This window comes from Zestomonas insulae (assembly GCF_016901015.1).
Classification (GTDB): Bacteria; Pseudomonadota; Gammaproteobacteria; order Pseudomonadales; family Pseudomonadaceae; genus Aquipseudomonas; species Aquipseudomonas insulae.
Window position 1 is genome coordinate 49165 of the sequence record NZ_JAFEUP010000001.1, and the last position, 20175, is coordinate 69339.

Here is a 20175-nt window from a genome sequence, read left to right on the forward strand (position 1 = left end):
GAAACTCTCCTAATCAAGTCGCTCAGAGCAGGCCGGCGAGCGCGTTCTGGCCAAATTCGGTGATGGTGTAGAACGGCACGGAGCCGACGCCGGCGACATCCAGCACCGGCCCGTCGCTGCTGACCCGCACGTTGCTGACCCGGCCGGCGACTTCCAGCTTCGGGTACTCGCCGCTGTCGGTTATCGCCTCGATGCTGTAGCTGCCCGGCTCCAGGCCGAGCTTGGCGGCATCCAGCTCGAACGGCACCGCGCCGGCGACCTGGCTGCCGAGCGCGATGTCGGTCTTCACGCCGTTGACGTCGGTCAGGCGCAGGGTGGTCTTGCCGGAAGCGAACTCGAGGTTGATCTGGCCTTTCACGCTGTCGGCGCCCAGTTCGACCTTGTCGGTGGTGACCTTGACGTCCTGGCCGACCAGGCCGGCGGCCGACAGGGTCTGCAGGTTGTCGAGCAGGACCAGGTTGCTCTTGCTCAGGTTGGTCATGTTTTCCAGGCTCTTGACCTGCGACATGGCGGCGAACTGATTGAGGAACTCGGTGCTGTCGACCGGTTTGGTCGGGTCCTGGTTCTGGATCTGCGCAACCATCAGGCTGATGAAGTTGTTCTCCATCTGCGTGGCGTCGCTGACGTTCACCGCGGACTTGATCTGCTCGTCGCTGTTGATGCCGTACCGGCTGCTGTCGGTGGCGGAATTGACGCTGGCCATCAGGCTTCTCCCAGCTTGAGCAGGCCTTGCTGCATGCTCTTGACGCGATTGAGGACATCGACGCTGGTCTCGAAGCTGCGGCTGGCCGACATCATGTCGGTCATCTCTTCGATCTCGTTGACATTGGCGTAGAACACGTAGCCGTCGCGGTTGGCCAGCGGGTTGTCCGGCTCGTAGCGGCGCTTGGCCTCGCGACCAGCGGTGACCACGTCGAGCACCTGCACATGGGCACCGCCCATGCCGGCGCCACGGCTCAGCTCGCCGTTCTCGTAGACGGCTGCGAACATCGGCTTGCGCGCCTGGTACACCTCGTCGGCGCTGGCGGCGGCGGAATCGGCGTTGGCCAGGTTGCTGGCCACGGTATTGAGGCGCACGGTCTGCGCATTCATCGACGAACCGGCGATGCGGTAGATGGAATCGAATGACATGGCTGCTTATCGCCCCTCGATCGCTTGTTTGAGGCCACGGAATTTCATGCTGAGGAAGCTCAGGCTGGTCTGGAAATCCATCGCGTTCTTGGAGAACTCGGCCTGCTCGGTGCTCAGCTCGACGGTATTGCCGTCCTGCGAGGGCTGGCTCGGCACGCGGTACTTCAGCGGCGTGTCCAGGCTGGCGCTGGCGCGCGGGCCGGCGGCATCCTCATCGAGACGCTGCATCTCGCCGGCGAAGTCGATGTCGCGAGCCTGGAAGCCCGGGGTGTCCTCGTTCGCCAGGTTGGCGGCGAGAAGCTCGCTGCGCAGCGTGCGCAACTCGAGCGCACGGGCGTGAACCCCCAGCGACTCGTCAATCCGTATACTCATTGCCAATTTCCTCAACCAAGGTCCGGCATGACGCCATTCCCGCTTAGGCCAGCAGCAGAGCAGGAACCATGCCCAAACCGAGACGCACGGATATTTCCTTGATTTCATTGGCTTTTATTCAAACCATCACGCGCCAGCGAGCCACCCAACTTCCGCTTACGGGGCTGTTGCGCGCGCGATGCGGAAGCGCTGTTTCCGCCTGGCGGCGTACCACCGCCCTCGCCCTGCTGCTAGTCGCGCCAGCGCTGCAGGCAGCCAACGAAGTCGAGCAGCAGATCGACCAGGCGGTGCAGCGCCACCTCGCCAGCCAACTGGACGCCGAAGCCAAGCGCCAGGGCTGGCAAGGCATGCGCTTCAGCCACAGCGACAACGTGCTGAACAGCACCGCCAAGCTCAGCACCTGCACCGCCCCACTGCGCGTGGAGAACATCGATGCCAGCCCTGCGCCGCTGGCGCGGCAGCGCCTCAAGGTCAGCTGCAGCGACCCGGCGGGCTGGTCGGTGCTGGTCAACAGCCAGGCCACGGTGTTCGTGCCGGCGCTGTTCGCCAGCACGGTGATCGAGCGCGACCAGCCGATCGGCGCCGCGCAGCTCGCCACGCAGGAATTGAATGTCGGCAAGGCGCCGCGCGGCTTCTATCAGCGCCGCGACGACGTCATCGGGCAGACCGCCAAACGGCGCATCCGCGCCAATCAACCACTCAGCCCCGGCCTGCTGATCGGTCCGGTGGTCATCAAGCGCGGCCAGCAGGTGCGCGTCGTCGCCAGCCAGGACGGCATCCAGGCGGAAACCCAGGGCGAGGCGCTGCGCGACGGCCGCCCCGGCGAAGTGATCAAGGTGCGCAACCTGAGCAGCGAGAAGGTCATCGAGGCGAAAGTGCTCGAAGCGGGGGTGGTGAGCAGCATCTTCAAATAGGCGCACACAAGTGCAGCGGTAGGCGCACCCCGCTGCACCCGCCCATGGCCACGGCGGCAAAAAAACTTTCAGCACGCCAAGCCCCGCCACCGCTGGCGCCAAGCAACTAACCATCCCTCTCTGCAGAAAAAAAACTGCCCGCGGTTTAAGTCAGCGAAAAAGCCAGTCGCCTTACCCCTTCAGCAGGCGCTCAAAGCCAGCTTCTCTCAAGCCCTCATGCACTGAAGGAACACAAAAATGGCTCTGTCGATCCATACCAACTACTCCTCGCTGATCACCCAGACCAACCTGAGCAAGACCAACAACGCTCTGGGTACCAACCAGCAGCGCCTGGGCACTGGCCTGCGCATCAACTCCGCTGCCGACGACGCCGCCGGCCTGCAGATCGCTACCCGCCTGAGCGCTCAAGCTCGCGGTATGGATGTCGCCATGCGCAACACCAGCGACGCAGTCTCCATGCTGCAGACCGCCGAAGGCGCGTTCAACGAAATGACTGACATCGTTCAGCGCATGAAAGACCTGGCCACCCAGGCAGCGAACGGCACGACCGCCCAGGCTGACCGCGACGCGCTGCAAGCTGAATACGACGAGCTGGGCAAAGAGCTGTCCAACATCATGGACAACACCACCTACGCTGGTGCCAAGCTGTTCGGCAAAACCGGTACCGGTAACAAGTTCGGCGCGGCTGTCGACTTCCAGATCGGCTCCACCGCTGCTGAAAAACTGACCCTGGACGTGTCCGCCAAGTCCAGCGCCTTGGGCACTTCGTTCAGCGGCCTGTCCACTCAGTACACCACCGCCAGCACCACCCCGGGCACCGAAATCGCTACCCAGACTGCTGCCAACGGCAAGATCACCACGCTGAACACTGCCCTGGACGACATCGGCAAACTGCGCGCGGCATTCGGCGCCAACATCAACCGCCTGAACCACACCGCGAACAACCTGGGCAACATGAAAGACAACACCGAGATGGCCAAAGGCCGGATCATGGACGCCGACTTCGCCAAGGAAAGCGCCAACATGACCAAGAACAGCATGCTGATGCAGTCCGGCATTTCCATGCTCAAGCAAGCCGGCCAGATGCCCGGCATGGTCATGTCCCTGCTGGGCTAAGACCTGTAGCGGCCGAACGGACTCGGCCCACCGCACTGCGCAAACGCCCCGACTGGTTCGGGGCGTTTGTCATTTCCCCTCCGCCACTCGGCGAGTGGCCGTATCCCCCGCCTTCATCACCGCGTCGCACATGCACTGATTGGTCATCCACATCAATTCGGGCGATCAGCGAACGAAGAATTTCAGATGGCGAACCTGCAGCTTCCCCGTTCACCGCCGATATAACGCGCGTTAGTAATAATCACACTGCCGAATAGTTTGACCCGTTCGACTTTCCGAATGAGACTTGCAGCACCATTTTTTTGACGTCAAAATGCCATCCGATTTGTGTACCGGGCGAACGCCCACGGATGAGCGACAGGTAGCCCTGGTCAGCATGAATACGCCCGTTGCGCCTCTGGCGCCCGAACCTACAGCGGCAATCGCCTCGTGCCTGGTCATCCGCACCGGACACGGCGATTGTTTGGCGCGCTTCTATCCAGCGCGCTACCAACTGGTGCTGGCCCGGGGGACGCAAGAAGAAAAGGTCGACCTCGGCTATTCCGGCAGCCGCCTGCTGGAGCGTCTGCTGCAGGAGCCCGGCACCGTGGTGTCGCGCGAGGAGTTGATGAGCTTTGCCTGGGAAGACCGCGTGGTTGGCCAGGGCAGCCTCAATCAGCAGATCTATACCCTGCGCCAGGTGCTTGGCGACGAAAAAACCCGCGAGATCATCCAGACCCTGCCGCGCCGCGGCTACATGCTCAATCCGCACTACCTCGATCTGCCACCGAGCGACAACGAGATCGTCGACAGCCCCGCCGTGCCGGTGCCGACTGTTCCGGCATCGATACCGGTAGTGCCGGCAGTGCCAGCCGCGCCACCGCCAGCGACCGCGGAACCGGCCGCGCCGACGCGCCGCACGCACTGGCTGCTCAGCGGCATCGTGCTGGTGGTCGCCGGCATCACCCTGCTGGTCCTGTTCCTGCAGCTGTATGCCACCGCCCATCCGCAGGACAGCCGCGCGCGCCTGGGCGCCACCTCGATTCGCTACCAGGAAGCCGATCCAGGCCAGCGCGACCAGTTGATCGCCGACACCCAATCCCTGGCGCAGCGCATGGCCGCGCTGGCCACCCGGCCGGTGGAGCTGATCATCAGCCGCAATGCGGATTTTTTCGAAGTGCTCTGCGTCAGAGGCCAGGGCCAGGTGCAATGGCTGATGGTGCACAAGGATCAGCTTTCCATGCTCGATGAAGCGCAACTGCGCGGGTGTCTGCCATGAACCGCCGCACCCGCACTGCCCTCGGTGCGCTGGCCGGCGGCGCCCTGCTGCTGGCCATCGGCGGCGCACTCTGGCTGACCCTCAAACCCGCCGCCGACCTCAGTGGTCGCTACGGCTCGCAGGGGCAGATTCGCTTGAGCTCCGGTGCGGTGATCAATGCGACGCACAGCATCCAGTTCAGCGATGGGCGCTTCTACGCGATGAGTCGTCAGGGTGATGTGCTGGTGGAAACCTCGGGGCACATCGAGCACGCCAGCGACGACCGCTACCTGCTGCGCGTCGACAGCGGCGAGGTCACCCGGCTGCGTGCGGAGATCGATAACGCCCTGCTGTTCAACCTGCTCTACGGCCGGCACAAGGGCGCGGTGATTCACCTCGAACCGCTGCACGGCTGCCTGTACGCCCGCGAGACCCGCCAGCTGTACTGCGCCGGCGGTAGCTAGCTCCGCTGCTAGAGCGCAGCCTTCTCGACTTCCTGCGATTTGTGCTGCGGCGCGACGAACTCGCTGCCGCCGGCGGAGTAGCGCGCTTGCGCACTGCCCTCGCCGAACAGCTCGCGGTACAGCGTTTCCGCCTGGTTGGTCAGCAGTAGCAGCTCGATGCGCCGGTTCGCGCCGTTCTGCGGATCGTCCGGGCGCAGCGGCATGACGTCGGCCTGCGCGGTGACCTGCAGCACCCCCGCCGCCGGCATGCCGGCGTCGACCATCACGTTGCGCGCACGCAGCGCCCGGTCGCCAGACAGGTTCCAGTTGTTGTAGCCGGCCTTGCCGCGGTACGGAATGGCGTCGGTGTGACCGCTTATGATCAGCCGGTTGTCGACCTTGGCCAGCACCTTGGCCAGCGCTTCGAGCAAACCCTTGAAGTGCGGATCGAGCACCGCACTGCCACGCGGAAACATGAAGCGCTGCTGGTCGTCCTTGATCAGCACGCGCAGGCCTTGCGGCACCACGCTGATCTCGACGTTGGCCAGCGCATCGACATGCAGCGCCACCACTTCCATCAGCTTGGCCAGCTCCTGCATGTCGGCGCTGGTCGCGTAATGCTTGGGCGCCTCACTCGATGCCTCATGGGTCGCCTTGCGCTCCTGCGGCTTGTCGGCATCGTTGGCGGCATCCACTTCGCGGCTCACCGTCACCGGCACGCCATCCAGGTCGAGCGGCGTGCGACTGCTGCCGTCGAACACTCCGGCGCCGCCATCGACAAGCGGGTTGTTCTGCTGGTCGGCGGAGGAGCTGCTCTGCATCTCGTTGCGCGGCTGAACGATCCACAGGACCATGAACAGCGCCATCATCGCCAAGGTGAAGTCAGCGAACGCGACCTTCCAGGCCGAGCTGTGCTCCTCCGCGTGGCCCTTCTTCGAGCGACGCTTGATGATGATTTCATGGTCCTTCTCGACGCGCTTCTTCATGCCGCTTCCCTTTGGTCCTCATACTCGTTGACCCAGATCTCCAGCTGCTTGAAGGCCGGTTTGACGTCCTGTTCGATCAACTTGCGCCCGGCGTCCACCGCCAGCAGAGTTGGCTTGCCGGCAACGTGCGCAACCAGCGTGGTGCGTACGCACTCGAGCGCCGACAGTTCGGTCTTGACTCGTTGCGACATGGCGTTGGACAGCGGGTCCATCAGGCAGTAGCAGAAGAAGATGCCGAGGAAGGTGCCGACCAGCGCGGCAGCCACATGGGCGCCGACTTCGGCGACCGAGCCGCCGATGCTGCCCATGGTGATGATGATGCCCATGATCGCGGCAAGGATGCCGAAGCCCGGCATCGCCTCGCCGACCTTGTGCAGCGACTTCGCCGGCAGCAGCAGCGCGTGCTCCATGGCCTCCAGCTCCTGCTCGAGGAAGCCCTCCAGCTCGTGGGCGCTGATCTTGCCCATGGCCATCAGGCGGAAGTTGTCGGCGATGAAGAACATCAGGTTCTTTTCCTGCAGGATCAGCGGGTACTTGGCGAACAGCTCGCTCTGTTCCGGCTCCTCGATGTGCTCGTCGAGCACCTTGAGGCCGCCCGCATCGACCATCTCCAGCAGTTCATAAAGCAGCATCAGCAACTGGCGCTGGAACTCCTCGCCGCGCCGGGTATAGACGAACACGCCCTTGATCTGCGCGCACATCTCGACCAGCACTTCCTTGGGGTTGCCGACCACCAGGCTGCCCAGGCCGGCGCCGAGGATGATCAGCACTTCAGCCGGCTGCCACAGCACGCTCATATCGCCGTTGGCCATGGCGTAGCCGCCCAGCACGCAGCCGACGATGATCAATGCACCTAATACTTTCTGCACGGCTCAGTTTCTCTCGGTTAGATAACGGCAGGCCTTGTTGATGGCCTGCTTGCTCAATTGACAGACCCGGGCGTCGCTGACTTCCAGCACCAGGGCGATTTCCTTCAGGCTCAGCTCGTGCTGGTAATAGAGCGTCAGCACCAATCGCTCGCGCTCATCCAGCTGGCTCAGCGCCTGGGCCAGCAGACGCTCCTTGAGCACCCGCTCCTCGACCCCCGCCTCGACGCTGGCGAAGCCCTCGTGGCCGTTCTGTAGCAGCTCGTCGAGGCTTTCGATGGCCTCGGAAGACTCGGCCATCAGGAACTCCTGGTAGGCCTGCTCGTCGAGCCCGGTGGCGGCGAGGATTTCCGCGTCGCTCGGCGCGCGGCCGAGACGCCGGCTGAGGCTGCGAATGCCGTCGCGGATGCGATGCGCCTGCTGGCGCACCTGGCGCGGGCGCCAGTCCTGGCGGCGCAGCTCATCGAGAATCGCGCCGCGAATGCGCAGCGCGGCGAAGCCGGCGAACTGCTCGTCGGGCGTGCCGTAGCGCCGCAGGCCTTCCAACAGGCCCATCAGGCCGATCTGCTCCATGTCTTCGCGGTCGAGCACCTGGTTGGCCTGCAGCGACAGCTGGCCGACGATGCGCTTGACCAGCGGCAGGTACTGCATCAACCACTTCTGCTCGGCGCCGGGGGCGAACAGCAGATGACCGCCGGAACCGGCGGCGTAGTCGTAATCGATGGCGCAGTTGGCGTTCATGGGCCGGGCCTACTGCACGATCAGCTTGCTGACCAGCACATGCTCGAACGGCGCGACGATCTTCTTGGTCGCGAAGTCGGCGAGCAGGGCCTGTTCGAGTGCCACTTGCAGCTCGGGAATCGGCTTGCCGCGCAGCTCGTCGAACTTCAGCGCGGAGAGATAGGCGACCGCCGAGTTGCGCACCATCGGGTCGATCTGCTGCAGCTTCTTCTGCTCGGTTTCGAGGTTGGCCTGCAGCACCAGGTCGACGATGAAGTAATGCTCACGGTCCTTGCCCTGCAGGCTGACGATGATCTTGGTCACCGGGAAGAACGCGTACTCCGCCGGCTCGACCTCTTCTTCGGCAGCTTCCGCGGCGGGCGCCGCCTCGACCGGTTTGCCGTCTTCGCCGAGCACCGGCGCACTGACCTTGGCCGCCTGGCTGGCGGCCAGCAGCGGCTTGACCAACTGGTAGTTGAACACCACGCCGCCGACGGCGATCAGGGTGTTCAATACAAGGACTAACAGCATGATGCGTGGCATCGTCATGACAGATTCTTCTTCCTGGTTAAACCCATGGCCGCCACGCATCCGCGTGGCAGCCGTATTGCCTTACACCGTGACCAGCACGTCGCTGGCCGGCCCGGTCTGGCCGCTCTCCGGCTGCGCGGTATTGCGCGGCTGGGCCAGCACCGGCTCGTCGTCGAACGGGCGGTGGCGTCCCTGTTGCCCGTGCTGGCCACCGGACTGGCTGTCCGCCGAGACCTGCACGTTAACCTGCACGAAGTTCTGCCCGACCAGCTCCTGGCGCAGGCGGTCGCTGGTTTGCTGCAGCAAGCGCGCGACATCGCCCTGCGCAGCGGAGATCTGCACGTTGAGGCGACCCGAGTCGTGGCTCAGGTAGATCTCCAGGCTGCCCAGCTCGGGCGGATCGAGGCGGATGCTGGCGTTCTGCACGTTGTGGCGTACCTGCAACTCGACGCTGTCGCGCAGCGCATGCAGCATCTGCTCGCCCCACTTGGATTCCGGCGCCTGCAGCGTCAGATGACGCTCCAGCGCCGGCAGCTGATGGTTGGTCGAATACGGCAGGGTGGCCGTGCTGTTGCCATCGACTGCCTGCGGCGCGCTGCCGGCCAGCCGATCGAGCTGTGCAGTCAGTTGGCCGTCCAGGCTATCGGCGGTATTCGCCAGCACCGGCAGCACCTCGGCGAGCTTGCCGACCGGCGTGCTCGACGCTGCCGGCAACGCATCGACTGCACCTTCGGCACGGGCCACCGGCGACGCGTTCGGCAGCGGCGCGGCCTTGCCCGGCAGTCCTTGTGCTGGCGCGGCGGCCACTTGCGCACCCAGCAGCGCCGCCAGCTCGCCACCCGGCAGCGGCGCCAGCGCGTCGGCGTCGGCCTGCGCAGCCTCAGCGTGATCGCGCGCCTGGATACTTACCGCCTGCTGGTCGAGCATGCTCTGCAACCACTGCTCGGCCTCTGGCAGTGCCAGCGCGTTCGGCTCGCTGCCGTCCTGGCTGGACTCGGTATCGACTGCGTCGGTTTGCGCCGGTGCTTCGGCCGAGGTGTCCCGCGCGCTGCGCGCCAACTGCTCACCGAACGCGGCCGGCAGCGCGATCTCAACCGGCAAGCTTGCGCCCGCTTGTGCCGGCGCACCCGCGGCCGGTCTGGCCGCCCCGGCGGTGGCAAAGCCCTGCGGCAGCACCGGCGCGTCGGCAGTTGGCGCAACCGAGGCTGCGGCTTGGCTCATCACTTGCAGCACGGCTTATCTCCCACCCTGCATCAGGTCGACCTGCATGTAGGCCGATCGCCCTTCGGCGTACTCCAGGTGCGTCAGCAACAGGCGACGCAACCGTGCACATTCGTCCGCACCCGCGTTGCGCGCCTGCTCGTGCAGCTGCTGCAACGCGCGCTTGGCCTTCAGCTCCTCGGCGGACAGCTCGCGACCGCCCAGGCGCTGCAACTGGGTGCGAATCGCCTGGTCGACATCCGCCAGACGATCCCAATCGCGCTGCGTCAGCACGCCGGTCAGCCAGGCGTGCAGCGCGCGCAGTTCAGCGACGGCCGTCATTGACACCCGCCCAACCCTCGCGCAGCACGCCGAGCAGCCCCACCACTTCGTCCAGACCCTCCAGCGACAGGCTCACGCTGACGTCGGAGATTCGGTAGATGCAGTAGTCGTAGAGACGCGCCAGACCCTGCACCACTTCACCGCCGGCCTCGTAGTCGAGTGCGCCGTTGAGGCCATTGAGGATGTTCAGGCACTTCTCCAGCGACTGGCCCTTCTGCTGGAAGCGCTTGGCCTCGATATGGCCGCGCGCGCGGGCCAGCTCGTCGAGCAGGCCGTCGAACAGCACCAGCACCAGTTCGTAAGGCGAGGCGGCGGCAGCGCGCGCCTCGAGGTCGACGGAGCGGTAGCTGTCGTAGCTTTCGTTCAATTGGTAGTTGCTCATGCAAACATTCCGGAGGTTTGTTCCATGGCCGCCATGGTCTGCATCATGCTGGTGTACTGCTTGAGGTAACGGCCGTAATAGTTGTCGTACTGCTTCTGGATGTTGTCGTACTGATCGTCGACGCGTTTCAGCATGGCGTTGAGGCTATCCTTGCGGCTCTTCATCACGCCGTTGACGCTGCTGGTGTAGGCGGCGAGGTTCTTGTCGACGCTGTCGAGCAGGTTGCCCTTGTCGGTGAACAGCTTCTCGAAGCCTTCCGGATCGGCGGCCACCGCTTTCTCGAAGCGCGCGCTGTCGATGGTCAACTTGCCGTTGCGGTCGGCGACAATGCCGAACTGCATCAGGGTTTTGCCGCCAAACGCGGTGCGCACCACTTGGTTGAGCATGGTTTCGATCGAACGCACGCTGGAGTCGCCAGCCAAGACGCCGCGCGCAGCGGTCTCGCCGCCGCTGGCGGTCAGCGTGTCGAAGGTGCCCATCAGGGTGTTGAAGGCGCCGATGAAGACGTTGGCCTTATCGGTAGTGGCCTTCTTGTCCTGGCCGATCTCCACGGCCAGAGCCTGCTCGCCGCTGGCCTGGGCTTTGTTGAAGGTCAGGCTGACGCCGTCGATGACGTTCTCGAAAGTGTTGCTGCTGCTGGTTAGCTTCATGCCACTTTCGCCACCCAGGTAGACCTCGGCGTCCTGCGCCTTGGACAGCTCGCGTTTGTTGGCGATGGCATCGGCCAGGGCGCCGCCGCCGGAGAACGTCAGGGTACTGATCGCGTTGTCCAGGCCGCTCTTCTCTGCCGCCAGGGCCAGCGACACGGTGCCGTTACTGCGCACCTGGGTGGCTTTGACACCGGTGTTGTCCGCCGCCGCATTGATTGCTGCAGCCAGCTCGGCCAGCGAATTGCTGCCGTTGCCATCGCTGTCGATGGTGCTCAGGTCGACCTTGAACGAGTTGCTGCCCTGGCCGATGGTCAATAGGCCACTGGCGCCGAAGCTGCCGTCAGCCAACCCTTCCAGGGCCAGTTGATGGGTGCTGGCCAGCTGCTTGACGAAGAACTGGTAGCTGCCTGGAACGGCAGTGGTGCCGACGCTCGCGGTGGCCATGTCGGCCTTGCTGAAGGTGGCACTGTTGATCAGCATGGTGCTGCCGCCGCTCTTCATGCCGTACAGCGCCGACTTGAAGGTTTTCAATGCACTGTCCAACGAGGTCACGGCACTCAGCTGGGCCTTGTAGTCCGCCTCATTGCGCTGTGCCTTGGCCTGCGCCGACTGCACCTCGTAAGAGGCCAGTTGGGTTGCCATCTGCTTGATGTAGTCCGAATCAATCGCCATGTACAAATCCTCTTTGACTGGTCTAGAGCAATTACGGTGCCAATAGCCGAAACCCGCATTCCAGAGCCGTTTCAGCCCTATGGATGGAGAAGCCGAACTTCCGCCGGGGCGCGCGCGGAGCGGAAGCGGAAGACGCGCTTCCGCCCGACGCGCAGGCGTGGCGTCATGGATAAACAGGCGACTGCGGAAGGCGCGCGCTTAAGGCGAATAGAGGGGAAATCGCGGGCGGGAAACAGGAGCTATGCACTGGTGATCGGCAGCGCGATGCGCGCCCTACATCGAGAACTATCAGGCGGCGTTGCGAAACCGCATCGGCCCCGCCTCGCGCCCACAGAAAGCGCGAGCTAAACGAACTCGACATGGGCGTGTCGCGCACGCCGGGGAATGCTCTACCGCTCAGTAATGCTGCGGAGCGTAGAGGTGCTGGCTCTCGGCCTCGCCGAGCAGCTGGGAAAGGATTTCGTGGTGCATCGCCAGCAGCTTGCCGTTGCGCTCGTTGAGGCGCTTGCACTGGCCGGCGAGCAGGCCGAGCTGCTGCCAGGTTTCCTGCAGGTAGTCGCGCCGCGCCTCGGGAAACAAGGTCAGCAGTTGCTGCATGGCACCGCCGCCCGGGGCCAGCTTGAACGCGGCGAGAATCTTGCTGCGCCGTCCGGCGCGCACGCGCACCTGATCGACCAGCTCGGAGATCTGCTGATTGAGCAGATCGATCCGCTCGCTGTCGCGCTTGAGCAGGTGCTGATACAGCTCCTGCATCAGGCCGCGCAAACCCAGGTAATCGGAGCAGTCCTGCTGCAGGTCCTGTTCTACCGCTTGCAGCAGTTGCTCGCGCTGGGTCACGCCGGTTTGCCGCCGTGATAGTCGAGCATGCTGCCGGCCAGCGCGGTGCTGTCGGTGAGCAGATCGCCGCGCTGCAGCGCCAGCTTGAGTGCCGCGACCTTGTCCAGGTCGACTTCCGGCAGCTTGCGCAGGGCTTCCTGCAACTGCTCCAACGGCAGCTCCTCACTGGCCGACACCGGCGCGACAGCGGCTGGCGCCGGCTGCGACTGCTGCAGACGCTCGCTCTTGGCCGGGCCCTGCACTTCGCTCTGGGCGGTGTAACCGGCCTTGAATTGCCTGTTGATTTCCATGATTCCAATCCAACTCGGGGGCTTATCGACGAATAGGCGACCGCTTGCAGCGCTGACTTAAATCGATTTTCAAAAAATTTGCACGTCGTTCAGCTCACCTGCACCCGCCACCAGGCCTGCGCGGCCAGGCCGTCCTGAATCTTCTGCTCCTGCTGGGCGAGCAGGTGCTGCCACTGCAGCATCTTCGATTCCATCACCTGGGTCACCACCTTCTCGTTGCGCATCGCCGCCAGCAGGTCGCCCTGGATGCGCGTGAGGTTCTCCTCGGCCAGCGCCAGTTCGCGACGCTGCAACTCGATCATCTTGTGCAGGGTGGCCTTGTACTGCTGCTGGTTGTGGCGCTGCAGCGGCGTACTGGTCGCCGCGCTGAAGCCGCATAGGCGATCCAGCCCGGCGATGTTGTTGCGGTAGCGCTGGCACAGGTTCTGTTGATAGGTGACCCGGCCGAGCATCTGCCGGACCTTGTTGCCGCGCAAGCTGGCCAGGCGGCCGAGGGTTTCGATCTGCTCTTTCATGGCTATTTGATCAGGCTCCGCAGGATGGCGATGCTGGTGCCAAGCTCGGCTCCATCGCCGACCTCCTGGCGCAGGAAGCGCTCGATGCTCGGCGCCAGCTGCACGGCGCGGTCGGTCTTGCCGTCCATGCCGGGCGTGTAGCCGCCGAGGGGAATCAGCTCCTTGATCTTCTCGTAGGTGCTGTAGAACTCCTTGAGGTGGCGCGCCGCGGTCTGGTGCGCCGGCTCGGTGACCTGGCTCATGCAGCGGCTCACCGACGCGGCGATGTCGATCGCCGGGTAATGACCGACATCGGCGAGCTTGCGCGACAGCACGATGTGGCCGTCGAGGATCGCCCGCGCGCAGTCGACCACCGGGTCCTGCTGGTCGTCGCCCTCGGCCAGCACGGTGTACAGCGCGCTCAGGCTGCCTTGCCCGCTCGCGCCGTTGCCGGCGCTCTCCACCAGCTCGGGCAGCAGGCCGAACACCGACGGCGGATAGCCCTTGGTCGCCGGCGGCTCGCCGAGGGCCAGGGCGATCTCGCGCTGGGCCATGGCGTAGCGGGTCAGCGAGTCGACCAAGAGCAGCACGTCGTTGCCCTGGTCGCGGAAATACGCGGCGATGCTGTGGCACAGCTCGGCGGCCTTGAGGCGCATCAGCGGCGACTCGTTGGCCGGCGCCACCACCACCACCGCCTTGCGCAGGCCTTCCGGGCCGAGCGAGTGGAGAATGAATTCCTGCACTTCGCGGCCGCGCTCACCGATCAGCCCGACCACCACGATGTCGGCCTTGGTCTGCCGGGTGATCATGCCGAGCAGCACGCTCTTGCCCACCCCGCTGCCGGCGAACAGGCCGACCCGCTGGCCCTTGCCGACGGTGAGCATGGCGTTGATCGCGCGTACGCCGACGTCCAGCGGCTCCTCCACCGGGCGGCGCTTGAGCGGATTGACCGTCGGCAGCTCGGTCGGCAGGGTGTCGCGGCCTCCGAGCCTGCCCAGTTCGTCGAGCGGTTCGCCGAGGCCGTTGACCACCCGCCCGAGCCAGGATTCGTCGATCTGCAGGCGCGCCTCGTCGCGCACCGGAAACACCCGCGAGCCGGCGGTCAAGCCGACCGGCTTCTTGAACGGCATCAGGTAGGTGATTTCGCGGTTGAAGCCGACCACCTGTGCTTCGAGCATGCTGCCGTCGGCCTGTTCGACGTGGCAGCGCTGGCCGGTCATGCGCTGGCAGCCGAGGCTTTCCAGGACCATGCCGGAGACGCGCACCAGCCGGCCACTGACCTTGGCCAGCTGCACGCCGTCGAGCGAGCGCAGCGCCTCGTCGAGCTTGAAGTCGGCCAACTGGCTCACCGCTTAGGCCTCGCTCAGGTTGAGGTGTTCGGAGAGCGTCTCGATGCACGAATCGAGGCGCTGCTGGCAGCCGATGTCGGCCTCCGCCTGGGCGGTGACCACCCGGCACTCGCCGAGCGCCAGGCGCTCGTCGGCCACCAGCCGCCAGGCCGCGGCGCGTTCGGGCACCAGGTCCTTGATCCGCGCGCACTCCTCCGGATTGAGCAGAATCTGCACCTCGCCCGGCTCGCCCGGCATCGCCGCCAGGGCTTCCTCGGCGAGGGTCAGCAGCTGCGTCGGGTTGAGCGTCAGCTCGACGCGGATTACCTGCTTGGCGACCTTCTGCACCAGCTCGAGCAGCTCCTGGCGACGCTTGCTGTCCTGCTCGGCGAGGAAGCTGCGCAGCTGCGCGCTGATCTGCTCAAGCGGCTGGCTGGCCGCCTCGAACACCTGACGACCCTGCGCGCGGCCTTCTTCGCGCCCCTGACGCAAGCCTTCCTGACGGCCGCTGTCGAAGCCTTCGCGCTGGCCGGTTTCCAGGCCCTGCTGCAGACCGTCCTGATAGCCCTTCTCGATGCCTTGCTGGAAACCTTCGGCCACCGCGCGCTGCATGCCCGCCGGGTCGCCATCCCAGTCGCCGCTCAGCGGTGCGCTGCAGCGCGGCGGGAAGCGGAACGGACGCCAGTTGCGCCCGCCGTTGCGGATCACCTTGACCGTCATGCTGCGCTCCTTAGTCGACCGTCTGTTCGCGGAACAGCTGCAGCTGGATGTCGCCCTGCGCGGCCAGCTCGCGGACCATCAGCATGATGTCTTTGCGCACCTGCTCGACGCGGCTCAGCGGCACCGGGCCCTGGCGACGCTTGATGGACTCCATCTGCTGCGCCTGGCGTTTCGGCATGGCGCCCTGGATGGCCTTGACCAGCGCCGGCTCGGCGCCCTTGAGGGCGACCACCCACTCTTCCAGCGGAATGGCTTCGAGCAGCGCCTGCAGCACGTCCTGGGTCTGCCGCGAGAGGATGAAGAAGTCGTACATCTCCTCCTCCAGCTTGCCGACCAGGTCCTCGCTGTGGCCGCGCAGCAGCTCGAACATCTGGTTCCGGTCGCCCTTGTAGCGGTTCATGATGTCGGCGGCCTGCTTGATGCCGCGCACCTGCGAGCCCTGGGTGGAGAGCACCGCCAGGCTGCGTTCGATCAGTTGCTCGAGCTCGGCGATCACGTCGCTGTTCACTTCGCTGAGGTTGGCGATGCGGTACAGCAGCTCGTCCTGGCGCTCGGCCGGCAGGCATTCGAGCACTTCGCTGGCCATGCCCGGCGGCAGGAAGGCGAGGAACACCGCCTGCATCTGCGCGTGTTCCTTGGCGATCAGCGCTGCGAACTGCTTGGGATCGATCCACTCCATCTTGGCCATCTTGGCGCGGATTTCCTCGCCGTAGATGCTGTCCAGCAGGCTGCGCGTGATGTCGCTGCCGAGCGCCTTACCGAGCATGCCGGACAGGTAGCTGCGCGAGGCGCCTTTGATGCTGCTCTGCTCCTTGTAGTCGTCGAAGAAGCGGCCGATCACGTCGGACACCATCGGCAACTTGACGTTGTTCAGCCGCGCCATGGCCTGGCTGATGCTGATGATTTCCTCGCGGGAGAAGTGCCGCAGCACGCCGGCCGAGGTCTCGTCGCCCATGCTCAGCATGAGGATCGCCGCCTGCTCCATGGAGGTCATCGATCGGCTCTGCGCGCGCACCTGGGTGCGCGCCGCATCAGCTTGCGGGAGTGAGGTCTCTTTCATTGCGCCCTATCCATTGCTTGATGACTTCCGAGACGCGCTCGGGATCGTTCTTGGCCAGCATCTGCAGGTGCTCGATCTGGTGCTCCAGACCCGAGCCGGGTGCCGGCAGGCGGATTTCCGAGAGCGGGTTCAGCTCGCTGAACACCCCCAGGGCGCGCGGCTCGTCGCCGACCCGAGCGAGCAGGCGCTCGCTGCGTTCCTCGGCCAGCGCGGCGAACACACTGGATTCGTCCTGCGGCAACGCCGGAGTGCTGCGCTGGGTCAGGCTGCGCACCACCGGGCGGACCACGATCAGCAGCAACAGCAAGCTGATCAGGCCGAACACGGCGATTTTCACCAGTTCATGCAGGCGGCTGTCGTCCCACCAGGGCGCCGCAGCCAGCGGCTCGACGGCACCGGCGAACGGCAGCACGCTGAGAGTCAGGCTGTCGCCGCGCGCCGCGTTGAAGCCCACCGCACTCTTGACCATCGCTTCCAGCTCGGCGCGGGTTTCCGGCTTCCAGCCACCTTCCGGGGCGCTGCCGGCATTGAGCACCACCGCCACGCTCTGCTGACGCAGGCTGAACGGCGCGTGCTTGACGTGGGTGACGCTCTGGTCGTAATCCAGCTGGCGGTTGGATTCCTTGCGCAGCGAGGTCGCCGCCTTGTTCTGCAGGTCCTTGGCCTTGTTGCCCTGGGCCGGCTGCGCCTGGGCGGGTTGCCCCGGCTGCGCCTCTTCCGGCTTGGGCGGCGGACTGTTGCTCAGCGAGCCCGGCACGCCGAGGGCCAGTTGGTCGAGGGTGCTTTCGTCGCGCAGCACTTCGTTGCGCAGACGCGGCGCATCGCCGTAGGCCTGCACGGTCTCTTCCTTCTGGCTGAAGTCGATGTCGGCGGCGACGCTGATGCGGTAGTTGCCACTGCCGAGCACCGGTGCCAGCACTTCCTCGACGTTGGCCACGGCCTTCTGCTGATAGTCGTTGACCACCTGCCAGCTCTGCTGCGGCCCGCCCCAGGCGTCCAGGCCGCGTGACAGCAGCGCGCCGTGCTGGTCGACGACGCTGATGTCCTCGGCCTTCAGCTGCGGCACGCTGTTGGCGACCAGGTTGACGATCGCCGCGACCTGCTCTGGCTTGAGCCGGTAGCCGGGCACCAGTTGCAAGGTCACCGAAGCCTTGGCCGGGTCGCGCTTGCTGACCACGAAGGAGCTGCTCTCCTCCAGCGCCAGGTGCACGCGTGCCCGCTCGATACCTTCGAGGGTCATCACCGTGCGCGCCAGCTCACCTTCCAGGCTGCGCTTGAGGCGCACGTCCTGGACGAACTGGCTGGTGCCGAGCGGTTCGTCCTTGTCGAACAGTTCATAGCCGGCCGGCACCGCCACCTTCACGCCCTTGGCGGTGAGCAGCATGCGCGCCTGGCCGAGCTGATCCTCGCGCACCAGCACCTGGCCACTCTGCGGGTGCAGGCGGTAGGCGATGTTGTCGGCATCCAGCACCTGCATGACCTCGGCGGCCGGGAAGGCCTCACCGGCGCCATACAGCGGGCGGAACGCGCCCTGGTCGCGCCACAGGTAATAGACCACGCCCACCGCCAGCAGCGCGGCGAGCGCCGCCATGCCCAGCAGCGCGAGGCGCGGGTCCAGTTTCAGCCCGTTGACGGGCAGCTTGCTCTTGATCGTCTGCAGCACGGCTCAGCACCCACGCCCTGTCACAGCGGCAGTCTCATGATTTCGTCGAAGGCATTGGTCAGCTTGTTGCGCACCTGCAACAGGGCGGAGAACGACACGCTGGCTTTCTGGCTGTCGATCATCGCGCCGACCAGGTTGTCGCTCTGCCCGCTGTCCACCGCCGCCATCGCCGCGCTGGCTTGGTGCTGCTCGGCGTCCACCGCGCGCAGGGCGTCCTCGAACGCCCCGGTGGGGCCGCTGGCGGCGTGGCCGTCGACCAGTCCGGCCGGCTTGATCGCCGCACCGGACAGGTCCTTGAGCTGGTTCATCCGGTCCAGCATGTCCTGCTGCACCTGCATGATCGGGTTCATCTCGCGGTCTCCAGATTCGCTTCAGAGAGGGACGTGCACGCCCTGCTCGCGCATGGCATTGAGGCGGTAACGCAGCGCGCGAGTGGTCATGCCCAGGCTCTCCGCCGCTTTGGTCTTGTGGCCGTCGAAACGGCGGATGGTGTCCAGCACGTGCTGGTACTCGGCCCACTTGCCGCTGGCGCGCAGCGCCGCCTTGCCGGTTTCGGCGAACAGCGGCTGGGCGCGCTCCTCGCGCATGGCCGGCGCCTCGGGGGCGACCAGGCCGAGGTCGGCGGGCTGGATGAACAGCCCGTTGCGCAGCACCAGGGCGCGTTGCACGGTGTTCTCCAGTTCTCTCACGTTGCCCGGCCAGTCGTGTGCGAGCAGCGCGCGGCTGGCGTCGGCGGTGAGCAGGTTGTCGTGGGCTTCCTGCGGCGCGTACTGGCGGATGAAGCGGCGCACCAGCGGCAGGATGTCGTCCTTGCGTTCGCGCAGCGGGCTGATGTGCAGCGGCAGCACGTCGAGGCGGAACATCAGGTCGGCGCGGAAGCGGCCCGCGGCGACTTCGGCCTGCAGGTCGCGGTTGGTCGCGGCGATGATGCGCACGTCGAGGGCGATCTCCTTGCGCCCGCCGAGGCGCTCGACGCGCTGCTCCTGCAGCACGCGCAGCAGCTTGGCCTGCAGGCCGAGCGGCAGCTCGCCGATTTCGTCGAGCAGCAGGGTTCCGCCGTTGGCCAGCTCGAACTTGCCCGGCTGGGCGCTGACCGCGCCGGTGAAGGCGCCGCGTTCGTGGCCGAAGAGGATCGATTCGAGCATCTGCTCGGGGATCGCCGCGCAGTTGACCGCGATGAACGGCGCCTCGGCGCTGGCGGAGAAACGGTGGATGTAGCGGGCCATCAGCTCCTTGCCGGTGCCCGTCTCGCCGCTGATGAGGATCGGCGCGCGGGTCTGCGCCACACGCTGGGCCATGGCCAGCAGCCGGCGCCCGGCCTGCGAGCAGGAGACGAAGCTTTCTTCGGCGCTGCCGGCCTGTTCCTGGCGGCGCAGCAGGGCATTCAGTTGCGCCTCGCTGAACGGCGACAGCAGGTAGTCGACGCAGCCCAGTTCGAGCAGCGCGGCGGCCTTGGCCTGGTCGGCGTACTCGACGATCGGCACCACGCTGAGCTGCGGCGCACGGCGCAGCAGGTCATCGACCTGGGCGTACAGGCCCTGGGTCGGCAGGCTGTTGGCACAGATGAACACCATGCTCGCCTCGGCGAGCAGGCGGGCGTTCAGCGCCCCGGCATCGGCCACTTGCACGACACGGCAACCCTGACGCAACAGGCCATCGTGCAATGCCTGGCTACTAGTAGCCGCAGCACCGACGATCACAACTTTCTGCTGTTCCGGTAGTTGCTCGAACATTCCGTCGTAGGCGTAACTTACCGATCGATTGACCTGTTTCAACTAATTCACCTGTTCGTCCGATTGCCATCCGGCAACTATCAGTCCGAGTGCGAAACGGCGGTCGTGGCCGTTATGATTTTTCCGCGATTTACTTAATCGCCTGGAACTTTGTGTCGCCTTTACTTTCCATTACGGGAACTCGCCGGAACTTTTCCAGGCGCCGTAATCTGATCCGAGCGCTACGTTAACCGGCTCACAAAAAACTGCCGAGTCAGTTGCCGTTAAATCAAATCAAAGCCCCGCAATGACGATCAAAAACGTCATTTGATTTCTATTGATTTAAATTTTTGCCCCCTCCTCCCTAGACTCCACCCTCGCCCAAGGCTGCCGCTACCACAGGGACAGTGCGGGTCTCGCGCCACAAGCGCGGCCATGAATCGAACCTAGCCAGGCTCACTCGACAGCCACTGCAGCGACCGCACGGCGGGTTGACTCTCAGTCCTGCA

General features: G+C 65.4%; 24 protein-coding genes. 4 read left to right on the forward strand and 20 right to left on the reverse strand.

The window, feature by feature from the left end; all coding sequences use genetic code 11:
- Positions 1-22: 22 nt before the first annotated feature.
- From flgD to flgB, 3 genes are read right to left on the reverse strand one after another with little or no spacing between them, the layout of a single operon-like run.
- Entirely contained in the window at positions 23-703 is a 681-nt protein-coding gene (gene flgD, locus JQX08_RS00240) for a flagellar hook assembly protein FlgD (RefSeq protein ID WP_204913850.1), read from the reverse strand.
- Positions 703-1131, reverse strand: coding sequence for a flagellar basal body rod protein FlgC (gene flgC / locus JQX08_RS00245; RefSeq protein WP_204913852.1), 429 nt, complete (start codon positions 1129-1131; stop codon positions 703-705). The genes flgD and flgC overlap by 1 nt, the downstream gene beginning before the upstream one ends.
- Before the next feature lie 6 nt (positions 1132-1137).
- The gene (gene flgB, locus JQX08_RS00250) at positions 1138-1503 is read right to left on the reverse strand and encodes a flagellar basal body rod protein FlgB (RefSeq protein ID WP_204913853.1); all 366 of its coding nucleotides are present in this window, start codon (positions 1501-1503) and stop codon (positions 1138-1140) included.
- 167 nt (positions 1504-1670) lie between these two features.
- On the opposite strand from flgB, the gene flgA reads away from it, so the two are divergent.
- The 4 genes from flgA (at position 1671) to JQX08_RS00270 (ending at position 5234) form a co-directional block, all read left to right on the forward strand.
- Positions 1671-2417 (forward strand): flagellar basal body P-ring formation chaperone FlgA, encoded by a 747-nt coding sequence (flgA, locus tag JQX08_RS00255; protein WP_239481938.1) that lies wholly within the window; start codon positions 1671-1673, stop codon positions 2415-2417.
- 237 nt (positions 2418-2654) lie between these two features.
- Positions 2655-3533 carry a lateral flagellin LafA gene (lafA, locus tag JQX08_RS00260; RefSeq protein ID WP_204913855.1) on the forward strand — a complete coding sequence of 293 codons (879 nt, stop codon included), beginning with the start codon at positions 2655-2657 and terminating at the stop codon, positions 3531-3533.
- A gap of 376 nt (positions 3534-3909) precedes the next feature.
- The gene (locus JQX08_RS00265; protein ID WP_204913856.1) at positions 3910-4791 is read left to right on the forward strand and encodes a winged helix-turn-helix domain-containing protein; all 882 of its coding nucleotides are present in this window, start codon (positions 3910-3912) and stop codon (positions 4789-4791) included.
- Positions 4788-5234 (forward strand): hypothetical protein, encoded by a 447-nt coding sequence (locus JQX08_RS00270; protein WP_204913858.1) that lies wholly within the window; start codon positions 4788-4790, stop codon positions 5232-5234. The genes JQX08_RS00265 and JQX08_RS00270 overlap by 4 nt, the downstream gene beginning before the upstream one ends.
- A gap of 8 nt (positions 5235-5242) precedes the next feature.
- Here JQX08_RS00270 and JQX08_RS00275 read toward each other — a convergent pair whose 3' ends face one another.
- From JQX08_RS00275 to JQX08_RS00355, 17 genes are all read right to left on the reverse strand, one after another.
- The gene (locus JQX08_RS00275; protein WP_204913861.1) at positions 5243-6199 is read right to left on the reverse strand and encodes an OmpA family protein; all 957 of its coding nucleotides are present in this window, start codon (positions 6197-6199) and stop codon (positions 5243-5245) included.
- Positions 6196-7068, reverse strand: a complete 873-nt coding sequence (gene motA, locus JQX08_RS00280; protein WP_204913862.1) for a flagellar motor stator protein MotA — start codon at positions 7066-7068, stop codon at positions 6196-6198. The genes JQX08_RS00275 and motA overlap by 4 nt, the downstream gene beginning before the upstream one ends.
- Positions 7069-7071: 3 nt before the next feature.
- Positions 7072-7806 (reverse strand): FliA/WhiG family RNA polymerase sigma factor, encoded by a 735-nt coding sequence (locus JQX08_RS00285; RefSeq protein WP_204913864.1) that lies wholly within the window; start codon positions 7804-7806, stop codon positions 7072-7074.
- A gap of 9 nt (positions 7807-7815) precedes the next feature.
- On the reverse strand, positions 7816-8334 hold the full coding sequence (locus tag JQX08_RS00290) for a flagellar basal body-associated FliL family protein (RefSeq protein ID WP_204913866.1): 519 nt from the start codon (positions 8332-8334) through the stop codon (positions 7816-7818).
- A gap of 63 nt (positions 8335-8397) precedes the next feature.
- Complete coding sequence (locus tag JQX08_RS00295) at positions 8398-9549, reverse strand: flagellar hook-length control protein FliK (protein ID WP_204913868.1); 1152 nt, start codon at positions 9547-9549, stop codon at positions 8398-8400.
- A 3-nt stretch (positions 9550-9552) separates the two neighbouring features.
- Positions 9553-9858 carry a hypothetical protein gene (locus JQX08_RS00300; RefSeq protein ID WP_204913870.1) on the reverse strand — a complete coding sequence of 102 codons (306 nt, stop codon included), beginning with the start codon at positions 9856-9858 and terminating at the stop codon, positions 9553-9555.
- A complete protein-coding gene (gene fliS, locus JQX08_RS00305; RefSeq protein WP_204913871.1) occupies positions 9842-10240 on the reverse strand; it encodes a flagellar export chaperone FliS in 399 nt (132 codons plus the stop codon). The genes JQX08_RS00300 and fliS overlap by 17 nt, the downstream gene beginning before the upstream one ends.
- The gene (fliD, locus tag JQX08_RS00310; RefSeq protein WP_204913872.1) at positions 10237-11562 is read right to left on the reverse strand and encodes a flagellar filament capping protein FliD; all 1326 of its coding nucleotides are present in this window, start codon (positions 11560-11562) and stop codon (positions 10237-10239) included. The genes fliS and fliD overlap by 4 nt, the downstream gene beginning before the upstream one ends.
- Before the next feature lie 396 nt (positions 11563-11958).
- On the reverse strand, positions 11959-12399 hold the full coding sequence (flgN, locus tag JQX08_RS00315) for a flagellar export chaperone FlgN (RefSeq protein ID WP_204913873.1): 441 nt from the start codon (positions 12397-12399) through the stop codon (positions 11959-11961).
- Complete coding sequence (flgM, locus tag JQX08_RS00320; RefSeq protein ID WP_204913874.1) at positions 12396-12689, reverse strand: flagellar biosynthesis anti-sigma factor FlgM; 294 nt, start codon at positions 12687-12689, stop codon at positions 12396-12398. The genes flgN and flgM overlap by 4 nt, the downstream gene beginning before the upstream one ends.
- 89 nt (positions 12690-12778) lie before the next feature.
- Positions 12779-13204, reverse strand: a complete 426-nt coding sequence (locus tag JQX08_RS00325; RefSeq protein ID WP_204913875.1) for a flagellar FliJ family protein — start codon at positions 13202-13204, stop codon at positions 12779-12781.
- 2 nt (positions 13205-13206) lie between these two features.
- Positions 13207-14523, reverse strand: a complete 1317-nt coding sequence (fliI, locus tag JQX08_RS00330; RefSeq protein WP_204915298.1) for a flagellar protein export ATPase FliI — start codon at positions 14521-14523, stop codon at positions 13207-13209.
- A 12-nt stretch (positions 14524-14535) separates the two neighbouring features.
- Positions 14536-15231, reverse strand: coding sequence for a flagellar assembly protein FliH (gene fliH, locus JQX08_RS00335; RefSeq protein ID WP_204913876.1), 696 nt, complete (start codon positions 15229-15231; stop codon positions 14536-14538).
- 10 nt (positions 15232-15241) lie between these two features.
- The gene (locus tag JQX08_RS00340) at positions 15242-16291 is read right to left on the reverse strand and encodes a FliG C-terminal domain-containing protein (protein WP_204913878.1); all 1050 of its coding nucleotides are present in this window, start codon (positions 16289-16291) and stop codon (positions 15242-15244) included.
- The gene (gene fliF, locus JQX08_RS00345; RefSeq protein ID WP_204913880.1) at positions 16263-17954 is read right to left on the reverse strand and encodes a flagellar basal-body MS-ring/collar protein FliF; all 1692 of its coding nucleotides are present in this window, start codon (positions 17952-17954) and stop codon (positions 16263-16265) included. The genes JQX08_RS00340 and fliF overlap by 29 nt, the downstream gene beginning before the upstream one ends.
- 20 nt (positions 17955-17974) lie before the next feature.
- The gene (fliE, locus tag JQX08_RS00350; RefSeq protein WP_204913881.1) at positions 17975-18304 is read right to left on the reverse strand and encodes a flagellar hook-basal body complex protein FliE; all 330 of its coding nucleotides are present in this window, start codon (positions 18302-18304) and stop codon (positions 17975-17977) included.
- 21 nt (positions 18305-18325) lie between these two features.
- Positions 18326-19729, reverse strand: a complete 1404-nt coding sequence (locus JQX08_RS00355) for a sigma-54 dependent transcriptional regulator (protein ID WP_239481939.1) — start codon at positions 19727-19729, stop codon at positions 18326-18328.
- Positions 19730-20175 lie beyond the last annotated feature (446 nt).